The 16630-nt window shown below is 70.1% G+C and carries 17 protein-coding genes; 14 read left to right on the plus strand and 3 right to left on the minus strand.

Features of this window, described 5'->3' with window-relative positions; genetic code table 11:
- Positions 1-18 precede the first annotated feature (18 nt).
- The 3 genes from mfd to AB0383_RS42915 all read left to right on the plus strand — a co-directional run bounded on the left by mfd (position 19) and on the right by AB0383_RS42915 (position 4706).
- Positions 19-3582, plus strand: a complete 3564-nt coding sequence (gene mfd / locus AB0383_RS42905) for a transcription-repair coupling factor (RefSeq protein WP_366190294.1) — start codon at positions 19-21, stop codon at positions 3580-3582.
- 91 nt (positions 3583-3673) lie between these two features.
- Positions 3674-4588 carry a helix-turn-helix transcriptional regulator gene (locus AB0383_RS42910; protein WP_366190278.1) on the plus strand — a complete coding sequence of 305 codons (915 nt, stop codon included), beginning with the start codon at positions 3674-3676 and terminating at the stop codon, positions 4586-4588.
- Positions 4542-4706 (plus strand): DUF397 domain-containing protein, encoded by a 165-nt coding sequence (locus AB0383_RS42915; RefSeq protein ID WP_364181927.1) that lies wholly within the window; start codon positions 4542-4544, stop codon positions 4704-4706. The genes AB0383_RS42910 and AB0383_RS42915 overlap by 47 nt, the downstream gene beginning before the upstream one ends.
- Here AB0383_RS42915 and AB0383_RS42920 read toward each other — a convergent pair.
- The gene (locus AB0383_RS42920) at positions 4690-5103 is read right to left on the minus strand and encodes a hypothetical protein (protein ID WP_366190279.1); all 414 of its coding nucleotides are present in this window, start codon (positions 5101-5103) and stop codon (positions 4690-4692) included. The genes AB0383_RS42915 and AB0383_RS42920 overlap by 17 nt on opposite strands.
- 124 nt (positions 5104-5227) lie before the next feature.
- Between AB0383_RS42920 and AB0383_RS42925 the strand changes: the two genes are divergently transcribed.
- The 3 genes from AB0383_RS42925 to trpC all read left to right on the plus strand — a co-directional run bounded on the left by AB0383_RS42925 (position 5228) and on the right by trpC (position 8081).
- Positions 5228-6208 (plus strand): hypothetical protein, encoded by a 981-nt coding sequence (locus tag AB0383_RS42925; RefSeq protein WP_366190280.1) that lies wholly within the window; start codon positions 5228-5230, stop codon positions 6206-6208.
- Between the two features lie 8 nt (positions 6209-6216).
- Positions 6217-7131: a MazG family protein gene (locus tag AB0383_RS42930; RefSeq protein ID WP_366190281.1), complete on the plus strand. Its 915-nt coding sequence runs from the start codon at positions 6217-6219 to the stop codon at positions 7129-7131.
- Positions 7132-7304: 173 nt separating this feature from the next.
- Entirely contained in the window at positions 7305-8081 is a 777-nt protein-coding gene (gene trpC, locus AB0383_RS42935; RefSeq protein ID WP_364181914.1) for an indole-3-glycerol phosphate synthase TrpC, read from the plus strand.
- Here trpC and AB0383_RS42940 read toward each other — a convergent pair.
- Entirely contained in the window at positions 8078-9013 is a 936-nt protein-coding gene (locus AB0383_RS42940) for a zinc-binding dehydrogenase (RefSeq protein ID WP_366190282.1), read from the minus strand. The genes trpC and AB0383_RS42940 overlap by 4 nt on opposite strands.
- 420 nt (positions 9014-9433) lie before the next feature.
- On the opposite strand from AB0383_RS42940, the gene AB0383_RS42945 reads away from it, so the two are divergent.
- From AB0383_RS42945 to AB0383_RS42975, 7 genes are all read left to right on the plus strand, one after another.
- Positions 9434-10180, plus strand: coding sequence for a helix-turn-helix domain-containing protein (locus AB0383_RS42945; RefSeq protein ID WP_366190283.1), 747 nt, complete (start codon positions 9434-9436; stop codon positions 10178-10180).
- A gap of 594 nt (positions 10181-10774) precedes the next feature.
- Entirely contained in the window at positions 10775-11356 is a 582-nt protein-coding gene (locus AB0383_RS42950; protein WP_364181906.1) for an RNA polymerase sigma factor, read from the plus strand.
- Complete coding sequence (locus AB0383_RS42955) at positions 11353-12129, plus strand: zf-HC2 domain-containing protein (protein ID WP_366190284.1); 777 nt, start codon at positions 11353-11355, stop codon at positions 12127-12129. The genes AB0383_RS42950 and AB0383_RS42955 overlap by 4 nt, the downstream gene beginning before the upstream one ends.
- A 21-nt stretch (positions 12130-12150) precedes the next feature.
- The gene (locus tag AB0383_RS42960; protein WP_366190295.1) at positions 12151-12954 is read left to right on the plus strand and encodes an ABC transporter ATP-binding protein; all 804 of its coding nucleotides are present in this window, start codon (positions 12151-12153) and stop codon (positions 12952-12954) included.
- A complete protein-coding gene (locus AB0383_RS42965) occupies positions 12951-13253 on the plus strand; it encodes a hypothetical protein (RefSeq protein ID WP_366190285.1) in 303 nt (100 codons plus the stop codon). Before AB0383_RS42960 ends, AB0383_RS42965 begins: the two co-directional genes overlap by 4 nt.
- The gene (locus AB0383_RS42970; RefSeq protein ID WP_366190286.1) at positions 13250-14275 is read left to right on the plus strand and encodes a hypothetical protein; all 1026 of its coding nucleotides are present in this window, start codon (positions 13250-13252) and stop codon (positions 14273-14275) included. The genes AB0383_RS42965 and AB0383_RS42970 overlap by 4 nt, the downstream gene beginning before the upstream one ends.
- Positions 14272-14826, plus strand: a complete 555-nt coding sequence (locus AB0383_RS42975) for a hypothetical protein (protein WP_364181899.1) — start codon at positions 14272-14274, stop codon at positions 14824-14826. The genes AB0383_RS42970 and AB0383_RS42975 overlap by 4 nt, the downstream gene beginning before the upstream one ends.
- Positions 14827-14886: 60 nt before the next feature.
- Here the strand turns inward: AB0383_RS42975 and pip are convergent, their stop codons facing one another.
- Entirely contained in the window at positions 14887-15864 is a 978-nt protein-coding gene (gene pip / locus AB0383_RS42980) for a prolyl aminopeptidase (RefSeq protein ID WP_364181897.1), read from the minus strand.
- Between the two features lie 47 nt (positions 15865-15911).
- Here pip and AB0383_RS42985 point away from each other — a divergent pair, with 47 nt between their 5' ends.
- On the plus strand, positions 15912-16619 hold the full coding sequence (locus AB0383_RS42985) for a TetR family transcriptional regulator (RefSeq protein ID WP_366190287.1): 708 nt from the start codon (positions 15912-15914) through the stop codon (positions 16617-16619).
- Positions 16620-16630 lie beyond the last annotated feature (11 nt).

Below are 16630 nucleotides of genomic sequence, written 5' to 3' on the forward strand. Positions count from 1 at the left end.
GACGTGACCGACGCTCCACTGTCCGGACTCCTCCAAGCCATCCTCCCCGACCCCGCCCTGCGCGGGGTCGTCGAACGCGCCGGCGCCCCGCTGCTCGAGCTGCAGGGCGCCGTGACCGCACGTCAGCTGGTCGCCGCCGCGCTCGCCGAAGACGAATCCAGAGGCGGCGCGGGCCGCCACGTGCTGGCCGTGACCGCCACCGGCCGGGAAGCCGACGAGCTCACCGCCGCCCTCGAAGCCCTGCTCGGGCGCGAGAAGGTCGTCGATTTCCCCTCGTGGGAGACGCTGCCCCACGAGCGTCTCTCGCCGCGCGCCGACACCGTCGGGCGGCGCCTCGAGGTGCTGCACCGCCTGCACAAGGGCGACGACGAGCTCAAGGTCGTCGTCTCCACCGTCCGCAGCCTGATCCAGCCCATGGCCCCCGGCCTCGGCTCGCTCGACCCCGTCGACCTGGTCGTCGGCGAGGAGCAGAGCTTCGAAGGCTTGCTGGAGCGCCTGGTCGAGCTCGCCTACACCCGCGTGGACATGGTCGAGAAGCGCGGCGAGTTCGCCGTGCGCGGCGGCATCCTCGACCTGTTCGGGCCCACCGCGCAGCACCCCGTGCGCGTGGAGTTCTGGGGCGACGAGGTCAGCGAGATCCGCGCGTTCGCGGTCTCCGACCAGCGCTCCCTGCCGGGCGAGATCCAGCACGTCACCGCGCCGCCGTGCCGCGAGCTGCTGCTCACCGCCGACGTCAAGGCCAAGGCCGCCGAGCTCGCCGTCACGTATGAGGCAGACGCCCAGCTGGCCGAAATGCTCACGAAGCTCGCCGACGGCATCGCCGTCGAAGGCATGGAAGCCCTCATCCCGGTGCTGTGCGCCGGCGAGCTCACCCTGCTCACCGACGCCCTGCCGCGCGGCAGTCACGTGCTGCTCGCCGACCCGGAGAAGATCCGCGCCCGCGCCCACGACCTCGTGCGCACCGGCCAGGAGTTCCTCGAAGCCTCGTGGACCACGGCCGCGGCGGGCGGGCAGGCGCCCATCGACCTCGGTGCTTCGGCCTACCGCGACCTCGCCGAGATCGCCGAGCACGCGCAGGACACCAAGCGTGCCTGGTGGACGATCACCCAGCTGAGCAGCGAAGACCCCGACGTCTACCGAGTCGGCGTCGAGGCCGCGCCCGCTTACCGCGGCGAGTTCGACCGCGCGATGACCGACTTGCGCGCCCACGTGGCCGCCGGCGGCACCGGCGTGCTCGTGGTCGCGGGCCACGGCACGGCCAGCCGCGCCGTCGAGCAGCTCACCGCGGCCGAGGTCCCGGCGGCGCTGGCCGGCGAAGGCATCACCGAGGCCCCGCACGCCGGCGTCGTCACCGTCACCTGCGGCGCCCTCGTCGACGGCTTCGTCTCACCCGAGCGCGCCCTCGTGGTGCTCTCGGAAGCCGACCTCACGGGCCGCGGCGCCACTGCCGGAACGTCCACAAAGGACCTCAACGTCAAGATGCCGTCGCGGCGGCGCAACGCCGTCGACCCGCTGGCCCTGAAGGCCGGCGACTACGTGGTGCACAACCAGCACGGCATCGGCCGCTTCGTCGAGATGGTGCAGCGCACCGTCGCCGGCGCCACGCGCGAGTACCTGCTGCTGGAGTACGCGAGTTCCAAGCGCGGCCACCCCGGCGACCGCCTGTTCGTACCCACCGACCAGCTCGACGAGGTCTCCCGCTACGTCGGCGGCGAGCTGCCCACGCTCAACAAGCTCGGCGGCTCCGACTGGAAGAACACCAAGGCGCGCGCCAAGAAGGCCGTCAAGGAGATCGCGGCCGAGCTCGTGCAGCTCTACGCGGCCCGCCAGGCCGCGCCCGGCCACCCCTTCGGCCCCGACACGCCGTGGCAGGGCGAGCTCGAAGACGCGTTCCCGTTCACCGAGACCAACGACCAGCTCGCCGCCATCGACGAGGTCAAGGCCGACATGGAACGCGGCGTCCCCATGGACCGCGTGATCTGCGGCGACGTCGGCTACGGCAAGACCGAGATCGCCGTGCGCGCCGCGTTCAAGGCGGTGCAGGACGGCAAGCAGGTCGCCGTGCTCGTGCCCACCACGCTGCTCGCGCAGCAGCACCTGAACACCTTCACCGAGCGCATGCAGTCGTTCCCGGTCACCATCAAGGGCCTTTCGCGGTTCACGCACAAGGCCGAGTCCGACCAGGTCCTGGAGCAGCTCGCCGAGGGTGAGGTCGACATCGTCATCGGTACGCACCGCCTGCTGCAGACCGGAATCCGGTACAAGGATCTCGGCCTCGTGATCGTCGACGAGGAGCAGCGCTTCGGCGTGGAGCACAAGGAACACATCAAGGCGCTGCGCACCCACGTCGACGTGCTCACGATGTCGGCCACCCCCATCCCGCGCACGCTGGAGATGTCGCTCGCCGGCATCCGCGAGATGTCCACCATCCTCACCCCGCCGGAAGACCGGCACCCGATCCTGACGTATGTCGGCGGCTACGACGACAAGCAGGTCGGCGCCGCCGTCCGCCGCGAGCTCCTGCGCGACGGCCAGGTCTTCTACGTCCACAACCGCGTGTCCTCCATCGAGAAGGCCGCCAAACGCATCCGCGAGCTGGTGCCCGAAGCGCGCGTCGTGACCGCCCACGGCCAGATGAACGAGGACAAGCTCGAAAAGATCATCCAGGGCTTCTGGGAAAACGAGTACGACGTGCTCGTCTGCACCACGATCGTCGAAACCGGCCTGGACATCTCCAACGCCAACACCCTCATCGTCGAACGCGGTGACCTACTGGGATTGGCCCAGCTCCACCAGCTGCGCGGACGCGTCGGCCGCGGTCGTGAACGCGGCTACGCCTACTTCCTGTACCCGCCGGAAGCGCCGTTGACGGAGACCGCGCACGACAGGCTCGCGACCATCGCGCAGAACACCGAGCTGGGCGCGGGCATGGCCGTCGCGATGAAGGACCTGGAGATCCGCGGCGCGGGCAACATCCTCGGTGCCGAACAGTCCGGCCACATCGCGGGCGTCGGCTTCGACCTGTACGTGCGCCTGGTCGGCGAAGCCGTCGAAGCCTTCCGCCGCCACGCCGGCGCCGAGCCTTCGGAGGAAGAGGAACTCGCCGAAGTCCGCGTCGACCTCCCCATCGACGCCCACATCCCCCACGACTACGTCGAAGGCGAGCGGTTGCGGTTGGAGGCCTACCGCAAGATCGCGGCCGCGCCCGACACCGCGGGCCTCGACGCCGTGCGCGAAGAACTCATCGATCGCTACGGCCTGCCGCCCGCGCCCGTCAACCGTCTGCTTGCGGTGGCCGCCTTCCGCCACACCTGCCGCGCGGCGGGCGTCACGGAGGTTGCGGTGCAGGGCAACACCATCCGCTTCGCGCCATTGCCATTGGCCGATTCGCAAATGGTGCGGCTGAAACGCTTGTACCCCAAGGCGCTGTACAAGGCGGTGACCAACACCGTCTCCGTGCCCAAACCCACCGAAGGCCCGGCCGGCGGCCGCATGGGCGCGCCGACACTGCGCGATGTCGAACTGCTCGAGTGGTGCACGAAGCTCCTGAGCCAGCTCACGAAAAGCCCCGCCGTCGTGTGACGCTGTACGCGGCTGGGCACAGCGCGACCTTTGGGCGAACTACCAGCGGAAACGTTGGAGTGGAACCGGTTTCGACCGTACGCTTCCTCGCATGGACGACCGCTATTCGACCGTGCGCAGCCGCCAGCTCGGTGTCCGTCTGCGAGAGCTGATGGAAGAGCACCACTGGGGAGTGCGGGAAATGGCGCGCCGGTTGGGCTGGCCGCCCACCCGCATCTCCAACATGTTCAACGCGCGGCGGGGCAGCAAGTACATCGACGTGGTCAAGATGCTCACGCTCATGGGAGTGATCGGTGACGAGGCCGATGAGATCTACGCCCTGTGTGACGACCTCGATGAGCCAGGACTGCTGGAGACCTATCCGAACCTGCCAGCGCAGGTGAAAACGTTGGTGTGGCACGAAGAGCGCGCGAGCGCGATCGCTGCATACCAAGAGATGATCGTGCCCGGCCTTCTGCAAACTCCGGCCTATGCACGAGCGCTGGCCGAGGAAGCTGGCACGGTGCCTGACCGTGACGACCTTGATCAGCTGATCTTCGCGCGCATGTCGCGGCAGACGCTCCTGAGCCGGCAGCCTCTCATCACGTTCGACTTCTTCTTGCACGAGTTCGTTCTGCGACTTGAGGTGGGCAGGACTGACAAGAGTGTGATGTCGGGGCAGCTGCACCACCTCTTGCAGCTGGCGGTTCGGCCGAACGTTTCGATCCGGATCGTGCCCGCAGCGCTCGGTGGTCACGCTGCGGTGGCAGGTCACTTCCAGCTGATCGATTCGGAGGACTTCGGGCCGGTTGCGTATATCGACAGCGAGGTGGCTTCGCTCTTCCTGGAGAAACCTGAGGAGATCAAGGCCTATCGAGGTGTTCTTAAGCGCCTTGGTAGCGCTGCGCTCGGTGAGGCAGAATCGAGGGAGCTCGTAGCCGACATGGCCATCGAGCTCTACTCACCAGGAGAGCAGTCGCATGTCCCTCGAATGGCGCAAGAGCAGCTACAGTCCCAATGCCGGTGACTGCGTGGAGGTTGCGACCGGTCGCGAGGTGCTCGTTCGCGACACGAAGGACCGCGAGGGCGGCCACCTCACCGTCCCCGCGGTTGCCTGGCAGGAACTTCTCAGCCGCTTGAACTGAGCTGGAACATCGGCGGCTCACCTGTTGCCAGCTGTAAACGGACTTCCTCTTTCGGCGTAGGCACCGCGCCCGCGCCGGCCATCGGCAGGGGCCGGGGGTGTCGCGGCACGCGTGAGCCTGAGCCGCCGCCGCGGCCGGGGTACACCAGCAGCCCGTGTTCGGGGTCGGGGACGGCGTCGAGGGCGGCCGTCACTGCCGGGAGGCCGCGGAACCGGTCGCGTTGTGCCTCCGTGGCGAACTCGATCTCGAGCGTGACGCCCCACCGGTGGACGTGCCACGTCCACTGTTCGGCGCCATGGGTCAGGGCGGCTTCGGTGAGGTTGTCGCCGTGCGCGCGTTGCCAGCTGTGCGCTGCGAACTCCCCATCGAGAACCTCGATCGACAACCACGAGTCCATTTGTCGACAATAATGCTTCGCGCACCCCGATGGTGTTGCGTTTCGGGGGCGGCGGTGTGAGAGGGTATGGCCTGTGATGCGGATCATGGGGCGCCTCGGCTCGAAAAAACGGTCTAGCGCGCTGGTGGGTGTCGTTGCCAGTGGTCTCCTGCTCGCCGGGTGCGGCGCCGGCCCCAGCCAGGTGGGCACCGCGGCCGTCATCGACGGCCAGGTCACTACCATCGACCAGGTGCAGGGCCTGCTGGACAAGGCCGTCCAGGAGCAGCCGTACGCGCAGCAGCTCGCCGCGCAGCACAAGCTCGACCTGGTGGGCCGGGAGATCGTGCGCCAGCAGCTGCTCCACGCCGTGGTGCGCAAGGCCGCCCAGAAGGAAGGCCTCTCCACCGACGACGCCGCCATCTCCGCCGCGATGTCGCAGGGCGATCCGCTGGCCGGGGCGCTGCCGGAGAACCTCGCGCAGGACCAGCCCGCGGCCGTGACGCAGCTCGTCTGGCGCGTACGTGACCACCGTGAGGCGATCACCGACCAGTACCTGGAGCAGAAGCTCGCGGCGAAGTACCTGCCGACGCTGTCGGTGAACTTCGACTACACGAGCATCGGTGCGCCGACGTCCGACAGCGAAGCGCCGGCCATCGACGCGGCGACCGCGCGGAGCCAGGCCATCGCGAAGGCCGAGGAATACGCGGCCAACCCCAACGCCATCCAGGCCGAGATCCAGAGCGGCGCGCAGGGCAACGTCGGGCAGCAGGCGCCGGCGCTGTCGTCGCCGGAGGACGCCGCGACGGTGCTGTTCGGCGTTCCGGCGAACACGGCCATCGCGTTCCAGCCGAACCCGACGTCGGCGCCGACGTGGTGGGTCACGGCCATCGTGCGGCAGCGCGCCACCGACAAGCCGGTGGCCACCGACCAGGTCCAGCAGCCGACGCCCGACCAGATCGGGGCGATCGGGGTGCGGTTGCTGCAGCCGTACGTGAACGACGTGGACTACAAGATCAACCCGCGCTACGGCGTGTGGGACCCGGTCGGCATGGACCTCGCGGCCAACGCGAACAGCTTCCAGGGAATCGTGCTGCCGGTCCGGGGTAGTGCTCCGGCTCAGCAGTGAACTCAGCAGTGAGCGGGTCGGTTGTCGTCGTCGCGCATGGGGCGACGGTGCCGGCCGAAGCGGTCGGTTTGGTGCGTGGCGCCGCTGTGTACGCGGCTTCGGACGTTGACGCTGCGCAGTTCGGCGTGGCGCCGGTTCCGTCCGGTGTTTCCGGTGATTTCGTGCTGATCACCGGGTCGACGTCGTCGCCGGAAGCTGCCGCGCTGGTGGCCGCGGGTGCGCGCGTGATCGAGGCTCCGGTGGCGCCGCTGGTGGAAGCCGCCGAGGTCATGGACCGCCTGCGCTCGCCCGGCGGCTGCCCGTGGGACGCGGTGCAGACGCACGAAACGCTCCGCCAGTATCTGGTCGAGGAGACCTACGAGCTGCTCGACGCCATCGAGGAGAACGACCGCGAGGCCCTGCGCGAAGAGCTCGGCGACGTCCTCCTGCAGGTGCTCTTCCACGCTCGCGTGGCCGCGGAGGACGCCGAGGATCCGTTCACGATCGACGACGTCGCGCGAGCGTTGACGGCGAAGCTCGTCGGGCGGCACCCGCACGTGTTCACCGACGCGGCGAAGGTGGCCACGGTCGACCAGCAGAACCTGAAGTGGGAAGAGCTCAAGCAGGCGGAGAAGCAGCGTCGCTCCATTGTGGACGGTGTTGCGCTCGGCCAGCCGGCGGTCGCGTTGGCCGCCAAGCTCGGGCAACGCAGTGGGCGGGCGGGGATTCCGCTGGACCTGTTCCCGGCCGGCTCCGATCCGGCCTCGCGGCTGTTCCGCACGGCGGCCACGGCGCGCCGGGCGGGCACTGACCCGGAGGGTGAGCTGCGGGCCGTCGCGAAGCAGTTCGAGCGTGACATCCGGGCGGCTGAGGAAGCGGCGCGGGACGCGGGCGTGGAGCCGTCGACGTTGGAAGCGGACGGCTGGCGCAAGTTCTGGCCGTAACGGGCATTTCGGGTTTTCTTTTTTCGCGATGCGATGGTGCGGTGGGCGCCTGTTCGGCCACGCTGTGTGCCCTGGGCGGTACGTCACGCAGTGATCGCGCGCACTCCCGCGTGCCTTCTGTCCCGGGTGGACCGACGATGGTGGCTGGCTGGTCGTCGGTGGAGGAGTTGGGTATGAGCGTGCTGGACGGGATTCTCGAGGGTGTCCGCGAGGATCTGGAGGAGCGCAAGCGGTCGACGTCGCTGGCCGACCTGCAGGCGCGCGTCCGTGATCTGCCGCCGACGCGGGATCCGCTGCCGGCGTTCCGCGCACCCGGCGTGTCGATCATCGCCGAGGTGAAGCGCAAGAGCCCGAGCAAGGGCGCGCTCGCCGACATCACCGACCCGGCCGCGCTCGCGGGCCAGTACGAGCAGGGCGGTGCGGCGGCCATCAGTGTGCTGACGGAGCGTCGCCGGTTCGGCGGGTCGCTGGCGGACCTCGAAGCCGTGCGGGCGCGGGTGGACGTTTCGGTGCTGCGCAAGGACTTCATCGTGGAGCCGTACCAGCTGTGGGAGGCGCGGGCGTTCGGCGCGGATCTGGCGTTGCTGATGGTCGTCTCGCTCGAGGGTTCGCTGCTCGACGACCTGCACGGCCTCGCGGTGGAGCTGGGCCTGACGCCGCTGGTGGAATCGCACACGGCCGGTGAGCTGGAGCGCGCGGTCGCTTGCGGGGCGCAGGTGCTGGGGATCAACGCGCGTGACCTCACGACGTTGGAGGTCGACCGGACCGTGTTCAAGGAGCTCGGCCCGCAGATCCCGGCCGACCGCGTGCGCGTGGCGGAGTCGGGCGTGGCCGGCCCGGGTGACGTCGCGGAGTACCGCGGCTGGGGCGCGGACGTCGTCCTGGTCGGCGAGGCGCTGGTGCGCTCGGGCGACCCGGTGACGTCCGTCCGCGACTTCATCCAGGGTTAGGGCTTCAGGACGATCCGGCCGAAGACCTCACCGTCGTCCATCTTCCGGTGGGCCAGTGCGGCTTGGTCGAGCGGCAGGATCTCGTGGACGACGCTTTGGAACCTGTCGTCGTCGAACTGCTCCAGGCGCACTTGTCGCAGCTCCTCGCGGGGCACGGTGTCGGCGCTGAAGGTCATGAACGACAGGGACTTCTGGAAGTTCTGCAGGAGCTTCGCGGCGAAGTCGCCGGGGGGCATCCCGCCGACCACGCCGACCACGACGAGGCGGCCGTTGGGGTTGAGCTTGTCGAAGAAGTCCGGCAGGTTCGGGCCGGCGATCAGGTCGATGATGACGTCGTAGGTGCCTTCGCCGGTCCCCGCGCGGTCCAGGACTTCCGTCGCGCCGAGCTTCTTGAGGCGCCCACCTCGCTCTCGGTTCGAGGTCGTGACGGCCACCGTTTTGGCACCGTTTCGCGCCGCCAGCTGAACCGCCGACACCCCGATGCTCCCGGCCGCCCCGCGCACCAGCACGGACTCGCCGGCCTCGAAGTGCGCGTGCGCCAGCGCGAAGTGCGCGACGGCTCCCGAGGTGCCGATGGCCACGGCATCTTCGCTGGTCAGAGCCTCGGGGATCGGCAGGAAATCACTGGCCACCGCTTTTTCGGCGTACCCGCCGCCCGTGCCGGTGAACGCCCACACCCGCCGGCCCTTCAGGTTCTCGTCGAGGCCCTCGCCGACCGCGACGACCGTCCCGGCGACTTCGCTGCCGGGGATGTGGCCGGGTTTGAAGCCGTAACTGCCGAGCGTGCCGCGCCGGATCACCGCGTCGACCCCGCCGACCCCGATGGCCTCGGTCTCGATCAGCACCTGCCCCGCACCGGGCGAGGGCTCCGGTGTCTCGATGACCCGCAACCCCTCGGGCGGCCCGAACTCCTGAATCGCCACTGCTTTCACCTGCGTGTTCTCCTCTCGATCTCGCACCCGACGCTAACGGACGGGGGCGTCCGTTTCGGCTAAAGTGAGAGCGTGACGGCTCGTTTGCCTCAGACCTCGCACCCCGACTCCGCGGTCTCGGGCGTTGCTGCTTCGGCCGCTGCGGCCTCGCGCGCCGCCCTGGGCTCGGACGCCGCTGCGTCGGGCCCGGCGGCGCCGCGCGCTGTTGCCTCGCGCGCCGCTGTCCTGCCTGTGGATGCTGTGCGTTCGGCTGCTTCGGGCCCGGCGATGCCGAGTGCTGCTGCTTCGCGGGCGGATGTTGTGCGTTCGGCTGCTTCGGGCCCGGCGATGCCGAGTGCTGCTGCTTCGCGGGCGGATGCTCTGCGTCCGGCTGCCTCGGGCCCGGCCATGCTGAGCGCTGCTGCTTCGCCTGCGGATGCCATGCGCCAAGCTCCCTCGGACCCCGCCACGCCGAGCGCTGCTGCTCCGTCGGCGACTGTCTCGCGCCCCGCCACCCCGCGCTCTGCTGTTCCGCCCGCAGCGGCCTCGCGCGCCGACGTCGGTGACTCGGCCGCTTCGCGCACCCTCCGCTCCGACGCCCGCGACAACCACGACCGCATCCTCACCGCGGCCCGCGAGGTCTTCGCCGCTGAAGGCCTCGACGTCCCGATGCGCGAAATCGCCCGCCGCGCCGGCGTCGGACCCGCCACGCTCTACCGCCACTTCCCGACCAAGGAAGACCTGGCGGGCGCGGCTTTCGCGGACCAGCTCCAGGTCTGCCGGCAGATCGTCGACGAGGGCCTCGCGACCCCCGGCCCGTGGCTCGGCTTCTGCCTGGTGATCGAAAAACTGTTCGACGTCCACGCCCGCGACCGCGGCTTCACCGCGGCCTTCCTCTCGCGCTTCCCGCGCGCCTTCGACTTCACCACCGCCCGCGACTCCGCCCTCACCTCGATCGCCGAACTGGCCCGCCGCGCCAAAGCCACGGGCCACCTCCGCCCCGACTTCGTGGTCGACGACCTGGTCCTGGTCCTCATGGCCAACAACGGCATCCATGCCACCTCGCCCGCCGCGCGCGTCGCGGCTTCGCGTCGCTTCGCCGCACTCGCCATCCAGGCCTTCCGCGCCACCCCGCAGCCGTCACCGCTCCCACCCGCGGCTCGCCTGCCTCTGCACCCGGTGGTGTGACCACGGCGGTGCTGGTCGGCGGTTGTCGGTGCTTCTCGTCGTTTCGCCGTGTTGGCGGTCCAGGCCTGTCGCGCCGCTCCTCAGCCGTCTCTCACCGGTGGTCCGCATGTCCTCTGCGCGCGGTGGTGTGAGCACGGTGGCGCTGGTCGGCGGTTGTCGGTGCTTCTCGTCGCTTCGCCGTGTTGGCGGTCCAGGCCTGTCGCGCCGCTAGGCAGCCGTCTCCCACTGGTGGTGGCCCGCTGCCCGCTGCACCCGGTGGTGTGACCACGGCGGTCTGCCCGCCTCCGCCGGCCGACGAATTCCGCCTTCCCGATGGCGCGGCCCTGCGCCGATCGGCCCGACATGCCTGTCGCTCAGGTGACGGACTCGCGCAGCCGCCCACGCGCTCCGCGTGGCAACGCCGGATTCCCGTGGCGCCGCGAGCACGCCGGAGCATCCACGCCACCTCGTCCTTCGCGCGCGTCGCGGCGCTTCGCCGCCCTCGCCGTCCAGGCCTTCCGCGCCACCCCGCAGCCGTCACCACCCCCACCTGTGGCCCACCTGCCCCTGCACCCACTGGTGTGACCCAAACCACACAACCCCGAGAACCGTGGGATGATTCGCGGCGTCTTGCCTGATGTGAAGCACCAGAAGCCCGCGCCAGAGGTGGACGAGGAACAGCTCGTCCGCCGAACTGCGCGGGGCGATCGAGCGGCGTTCGAGGAGTTCTACCGTCGCACGGCGCCGTGGTTGGCGGTGCGGTTGAGGCGCCGCTGTGCGGATGAGCAGGTTGTCTCCGAGGTCATGCAGGAGACGTACCTGGCGGTGTGGCGGGCGGCCGGGTCGTTCGCGGGGGCGGCGGCCGGCGGGTCGGCGGTCGGGTGGGTGTGGACGATCGCCGCGAGAAGGCTGGTTGACGCGTTTCGGCGGAGGGCGCAGCACGCGCAGGTGCCGACCGTGACGCAGGTCGACGTCACCGCGCCGGCGGCGGAGGAGGAAGCGCTCAGGGGCACCGTCGGCGACGAGGTGGGCGACGCGTTGCGCACGCTCGCCCCCGAGCTGCGGCAGGTCCTGCAGGCGATGGTGCTCGACGGGCTGTCTGTCCGCGAGACCGCCGTGCTGCTGGGGCTGCCGGAAGGAACTGTGAAGACGCGGGCGCGCCGTGCGCGGATCGCCATGCGAGAGGCACTGGCATGAAACACGTCCCGGATCGACTCCTCACCGGCTACCTCGAAGGCGGCAAGCTGCCGGCGGACGAGGAGTGGGCCGCCGAGGCCCACCTTGAGACGTGTGCCGTCTGCCGCGCGCGGCTGGCGCAACTGTCCACATCAGACTCGCTGGTCACCGAAGTCTGGAATGGACTCCAGGCCCAGCTCACCACCAAGCCACAACGCGTACCCGGCCGCTTCAAGGCTCGCAGCTGGGCGACCCCGGTGATGCTGCCGTGGCTGGTGATGACGGTGCTGGTGGCGGTCGTGGCGGTGCTGCTCGACCGCGGGTTCCAGGGCAACCTGTCGTTCGTCCAGATTTTCGCGCCGGTGCTGCCGGTGCTGGGCGTCGCGGCGTCGTGGTCACGCGGTCTCGACCCGGCGTACGAACTGGTCGCCGCCAGTCCACGTGCTGGTCTGGACCTCGTTCTTCGCCGCACCACGGCGGTACTGGTGGCCGTGGTTCCCGTGCTGCTGGTCGCGGGTTGGCTCACCGGCACGAATCTGGGGCTGGCGCTGCTACCGAGCCTCGCGTTCACCACGGGAACTCTGGCGCTGGGCGGGCTCATCGGCGTGAGCCGGGCGGCGTTGGTGCTGGTGGCCGCGTGGATCGCGGTGCTGGTGCTGCCGACGTTGGCCAAAGGGTCTTCGTTCGCACTGCAACCGGGATCGCTCCCGGTCTGGGGCGGGATCTTCGCGTTGACGGCCGTGGTGGTGGTGCTCCGCCGGAGCGCTTTCACCCGGCTCGACGCGCACCACTGAGGGAGGAAGGGGACAATGGACATGCGGGCAGTCGAAGCCGCTGAGGTCGCTCCGTCGACCTATGCCTGGGAAATCCAGGCGGAAGCGCTGAAAGTACGGGTGGGGCGGCGGAAAATGGCCGTCGATGGCCTGGATTTGTCCCTGGGCAAGGGAGTCCACGGCCTGCTCGGGCCCAACGGGGCCGGCAAGACCACGCTGATCAGAGCACTGGCGACAGTGCTCCGGCCGGCGGAAGGCGGGCTGGCGCTGCTCGGTGAGTCGGTCGGGGGACACATCGACCAGCGCCGCCTGCGCCGGCGGATCGGGTACTTGCCGCAGACGTTCGGTTATTACAAGCGGTTCACGGTGCGGGAGTTCGTCGAGTACCTGGCGTGGTTGAAGGAGATGTCCAAACAGGACATCCCCGCCGCCGTGCAGCGCGCGATCGAGCGCGTGGGCCTCGCCGACCGCGCCGACGACAAGCTCAAAACCCTGTCGGGAGGCATGGTCCGCCGCGTCGGTATCGCGCAGGCCATCGTGAACGACCCGCAGATTCTGCTGCTGGACGAGCCCACCGCGGGCCTCGACCCGGCGCAGCGCGTGCGGTTCCGCGAGCTCATGGCGCAGCTCGGACAGGACGCGTGTGTCGTCGTGTCCACGCACCTGGTGGAAGACGTCGCCACGGCGTGCACCGATGTGGTGCTGTTCGCCGAGGGCAAGCTCGTCTTCCAAGGCACGCCCGACCAGCTGGCCGCCGCGGGCACTCCCGAATACATCGGCGACAGCCCCATCGAACGCGGCTACTCGGCGCTGCTCAACCACGACCGGGGGAGGGGTTCCTGGTGAGCGTGCTGCGCACCGAGGCGCGGCGGACGATCGCGCCCTGGCTCTTGTTCGTGCTCCTGGCCGTGGGGCTGGGGTTCTTCTTCCTGTTCAGCGGGCCGTGGTGGAAGGACGCCAGCGCCTGGAACCTGCAGTGGACGCCGTCGATCCTGTGGTCGCGCTACCTGCTTTCCCTGCTGTGGCCCATCATCGTGTGCGCCGCGGCGATCCAGGGGATGCGCGATCGACGGTCCGGAATGGACGAACTGTTGGCCACGACCCGCTGCCCGTCGCGCGGCGCACCGCGAAGGTCGGGCTGGTGATCGGACTGTCCGCGGTGGTCGGTTACCTCGTGATCGTCGCGGTCGGGCTCGGGCAGGTGATCGCGAACGACGGGATGTTCACCTTCACGTGGGTGCTGCCGTTGCTCGTCGGCGTCGCTTCGGTAGTGGCGGGTGCCGCCGTCGGGCTCGCCGTCGGCCGGCTGCTGCCGCACCCGCTGACGGCGCCGGCCGCCGGGGTCGTGGCGCTGGTGGTGGGCGTGTTTCTACAGACCGCGGAGGTGCGCGGGAGCGCGGTCCAGGCGACGGTGCCGAACCGCATCGCGCTGCTCTCGCCCGCGGGTGGGCAGCCGTACAGCGCTTTCGTGGACCCGGTTCCCTCGGTGTCGATCGGTCAGCTGTGCTGGCTGATCGGCCTGGCGGCGACGGGGTTCCTGGTGCTGGCGGCCCGGCGCTGGTTCGCGGTGTTGCCGGCCCTTGTCGGGCTGGCCGTCGCCATCCCGATCTTCCCAGCCGCGGTGACCGACAACTTCGTCGACAACCCCAGCGCCGCCGCGCCCGTGTGTGAAGGTCCGGTGTGCGTCACCACCCTGCACGCCGAATGGCTGTCCACTGTGGCCGGACCGGGCAAGGACGCCTTGGCCTTGCTGGCGAAACTGCCTTCCGCGCCGACGCACATCGTCGAGACGACGACATCGGAGAACCGGTCCCACGGCCCCGGCGACCCGTCCGCGCTCGTCATCCGCCGCGACGCCTTCGCGCTTCGTGACGTTTCCGGCCACGACCTCGAGTACGAGCTCCTCGCGACCGCCCCGTTCTGCTCCACCGAGCCAACCGCCACGAAGGCGCACTACATCATCGCCTCCTGGCTGCTCGGCGACCCGGGCGCGCCGCCCCACTCCGACGTCTACGGTTCCTGGCTGACCACACCGGTGCACGACGTGGGGACGCAGTTGCGCGCCCTGCCCGCTTCCGAGCAGCTCGCACGCGTTTCCGCTGCGTACCAGGCTCAGCGGACGTGTTCGGGTGACCCGTACGCCTTGCTGACCGGGGCGTCGCGATGAGGTGGCTGACGCTCTACGCCCGCTCGCGCCGCCTGCCCGCGTCCCTCGCGGCGCTGGCCCTGTGCCCGGTCGTGATCCGGATCCTGGCGGGCGCCGACTGGTCCGTGCTATTCGCCTCGCTGGCCCTCGGCGCGGCCATCGCCGTCGCGGCCACCGGGCTCTCGGGCCAAGACGTGGACCTCGACCGCACGGCCGCGTTCGGCTGGTTCCCGCGGCGGCTCGTGCACTTGGTCCTGCTGGGTTTCGGGGCGGTCGGTGTCCTGCTCCTGTTGCGCGCCTCCGCGGTCCCGGCCTCCGTCATCGTGCGCGACGGCCTCGGCCTCGTCGGCCTCGCGGGCCTGGCCGCGTTCGCCTTCGGTGGCCAGTTCGGGTGGACGCTGCCCTTGCTGTGGCTCGTGCTCGCCCTCTTCGCGCCGTCCGACCCGGCGGGTCTGTTCCACGTGCTGGCGTGGCCACTGCAACCGTCGGACGTCGCCGTCTCGTGGTGGCTCGCGGGCGCTCTTTTCCTGGCGGGCGCGGGGGTGTACTCGGCGGCGGGGGCGCGCCGCTGAGCCTGGGGGGACCGCCGGTTGTCGTACTCGCACGAGGGGCGGGTGCGGCAACCGGCTTTTTTAGTCGCCTTGACCACGGCCGAAGCGATCGGTGGCGGCGACGATCGCCGCGGTCATGCTGCCGCCGCCGTGACCGGTGTCTTCGAGCACCACGAGCTCGCTTCCGGGCCAGGCCCGGTGCAGCGCCCAGGCTGTGCCGAGCGGACCGCTGACGTCGTAACGCCCGTGGATCAACACGGCGGGAATCCCGTGGAGCCGCTCGATGTCACGCAACAGCTGCCCGTCGTCGAGAAAGCAGCCGTGGGACCAGTAGTGCGTGACGATCCGGGCGAAGGCCAGCTGAAACGCCGGCTCGGCAACCGACAGGAACGGTGCGGCGTCGGGGGCCAGCGACATGTGCGTGTCCTCCCACTCGCACCACCCGCGTGCGGCCTTGGCGCGGACCTCAGGATCGGGGTCGTGGAGCAGCCGGCTGTAGGCGGCGGACAGGTCGCCATCGCGTTCGGCGGCGGGTACGCCGTCGCGGAACTGTTCCCACTCGCGCGGGAAAACGCGGCCCATGTCACGAGTGATCCAGTCGGTGTCGCGGCGGTCGCCGTTGGTCACGGCCGCGAGCACCAGCTCAGTCACGCGCTCCGGATGTGCCTGCGCGTAGGCGAGAGCGAGCGTGACGCCCCACGAGCCACCCCACACGAGCCAGCGCTCGATTCCCAGGTGGACCCGCAGGGCCTCGATGTCGGTGACGAGGTGCTGGGTGGTGTTCGCCGACAGGTCGACGACCGGGTCGGTTGCCGAAGGGGTGCTGCGCCCGGAGTTGCGCTGGTCGAACAGGACCACGCGGTAGCGGTTCGGGTCGAATAGACTCCGCGTTCTCGGAGAGCTCCCCGAGCCGGGACCACCGTGCAGCGCGACGGCCGGCTTGCCGTCGGGGTTGCCCGACACCTCCCAGTACAGCGAATGGCCGTCGCCGACCTCCAACATGCCTGACTCGTGTGGCTCGGTCGAGGGGTGACGCCCGTCGTCGGATTTGCTCGCCATGCAGACATGATCTCGCACCGGCGCCCGGTGCGAGGGCGGAAGCGTGAATGCGCCCGTTCGTCACCACGGACGGGCTGCTCGGACGCCGATTGGTGGTGCTGATTGAACAGCCCTGCTGGCTTTTGAACACGCCTGTTCAAGATGCTCGGGAAGGCGAGGCCGCGTCGTTCATCCACGCGGCCCGTCGCGAGCAGTTGGTGCGGTGTGCGATCGAGCTGATCGCCGAGGTGGGGCCGGCGAAGGCGTCGACGGTGCGCATCGCCGAGCGCGCCGGGGTCAGCCGAGGCGTATTGACCTACCACTTTCGCGACCGGGCCGAGCTGATCGAGCAGGTGGTGCGGTCGGTGTACGACCTCGGGCTGGAGTTCCTGGGGCCGCGGATGGGGGCGGCGGCGTCGCCGCGCGAGGCGTTGCTGACGTTCATCGGCGGCAGCGTCGAGCTGTACGCCGCGCACCCGACCGAGATGGCCGCGCTCGGCAAGATCTACTCGGACAAGGACGGTGTGCCCCGTGCCGGGCACCACCGGCACACGCGGGAGATGGCGGACCTGGCGGCCGGTCTGCGCGCGGGCCAGGAGCAAGGCCAGTTCCGCGCGTTCGACGTGGACGTCATGTGCGCCACCGTCCGCGGTGCGCTGGACGCGGAGCTGGCCCACATCGCCGGCGGCGGTTCCGTCGAGCCGTACGCGTCGGAATTGCAGACCCTTTTCGCCCTCGCAACCACTGCGACACCCACTGCACCAAGGGGAGACTGATGAGGCTCCAC

It is taken from the genome of Amycolatopsis sp. NPDC051373, assembly GCF_040689465.1.
GTDB lineage: Bacteria > Actinomycetota > Actinomycetes > Mycobacteriales > Pseudonocardiaceae > Amycolatopsis.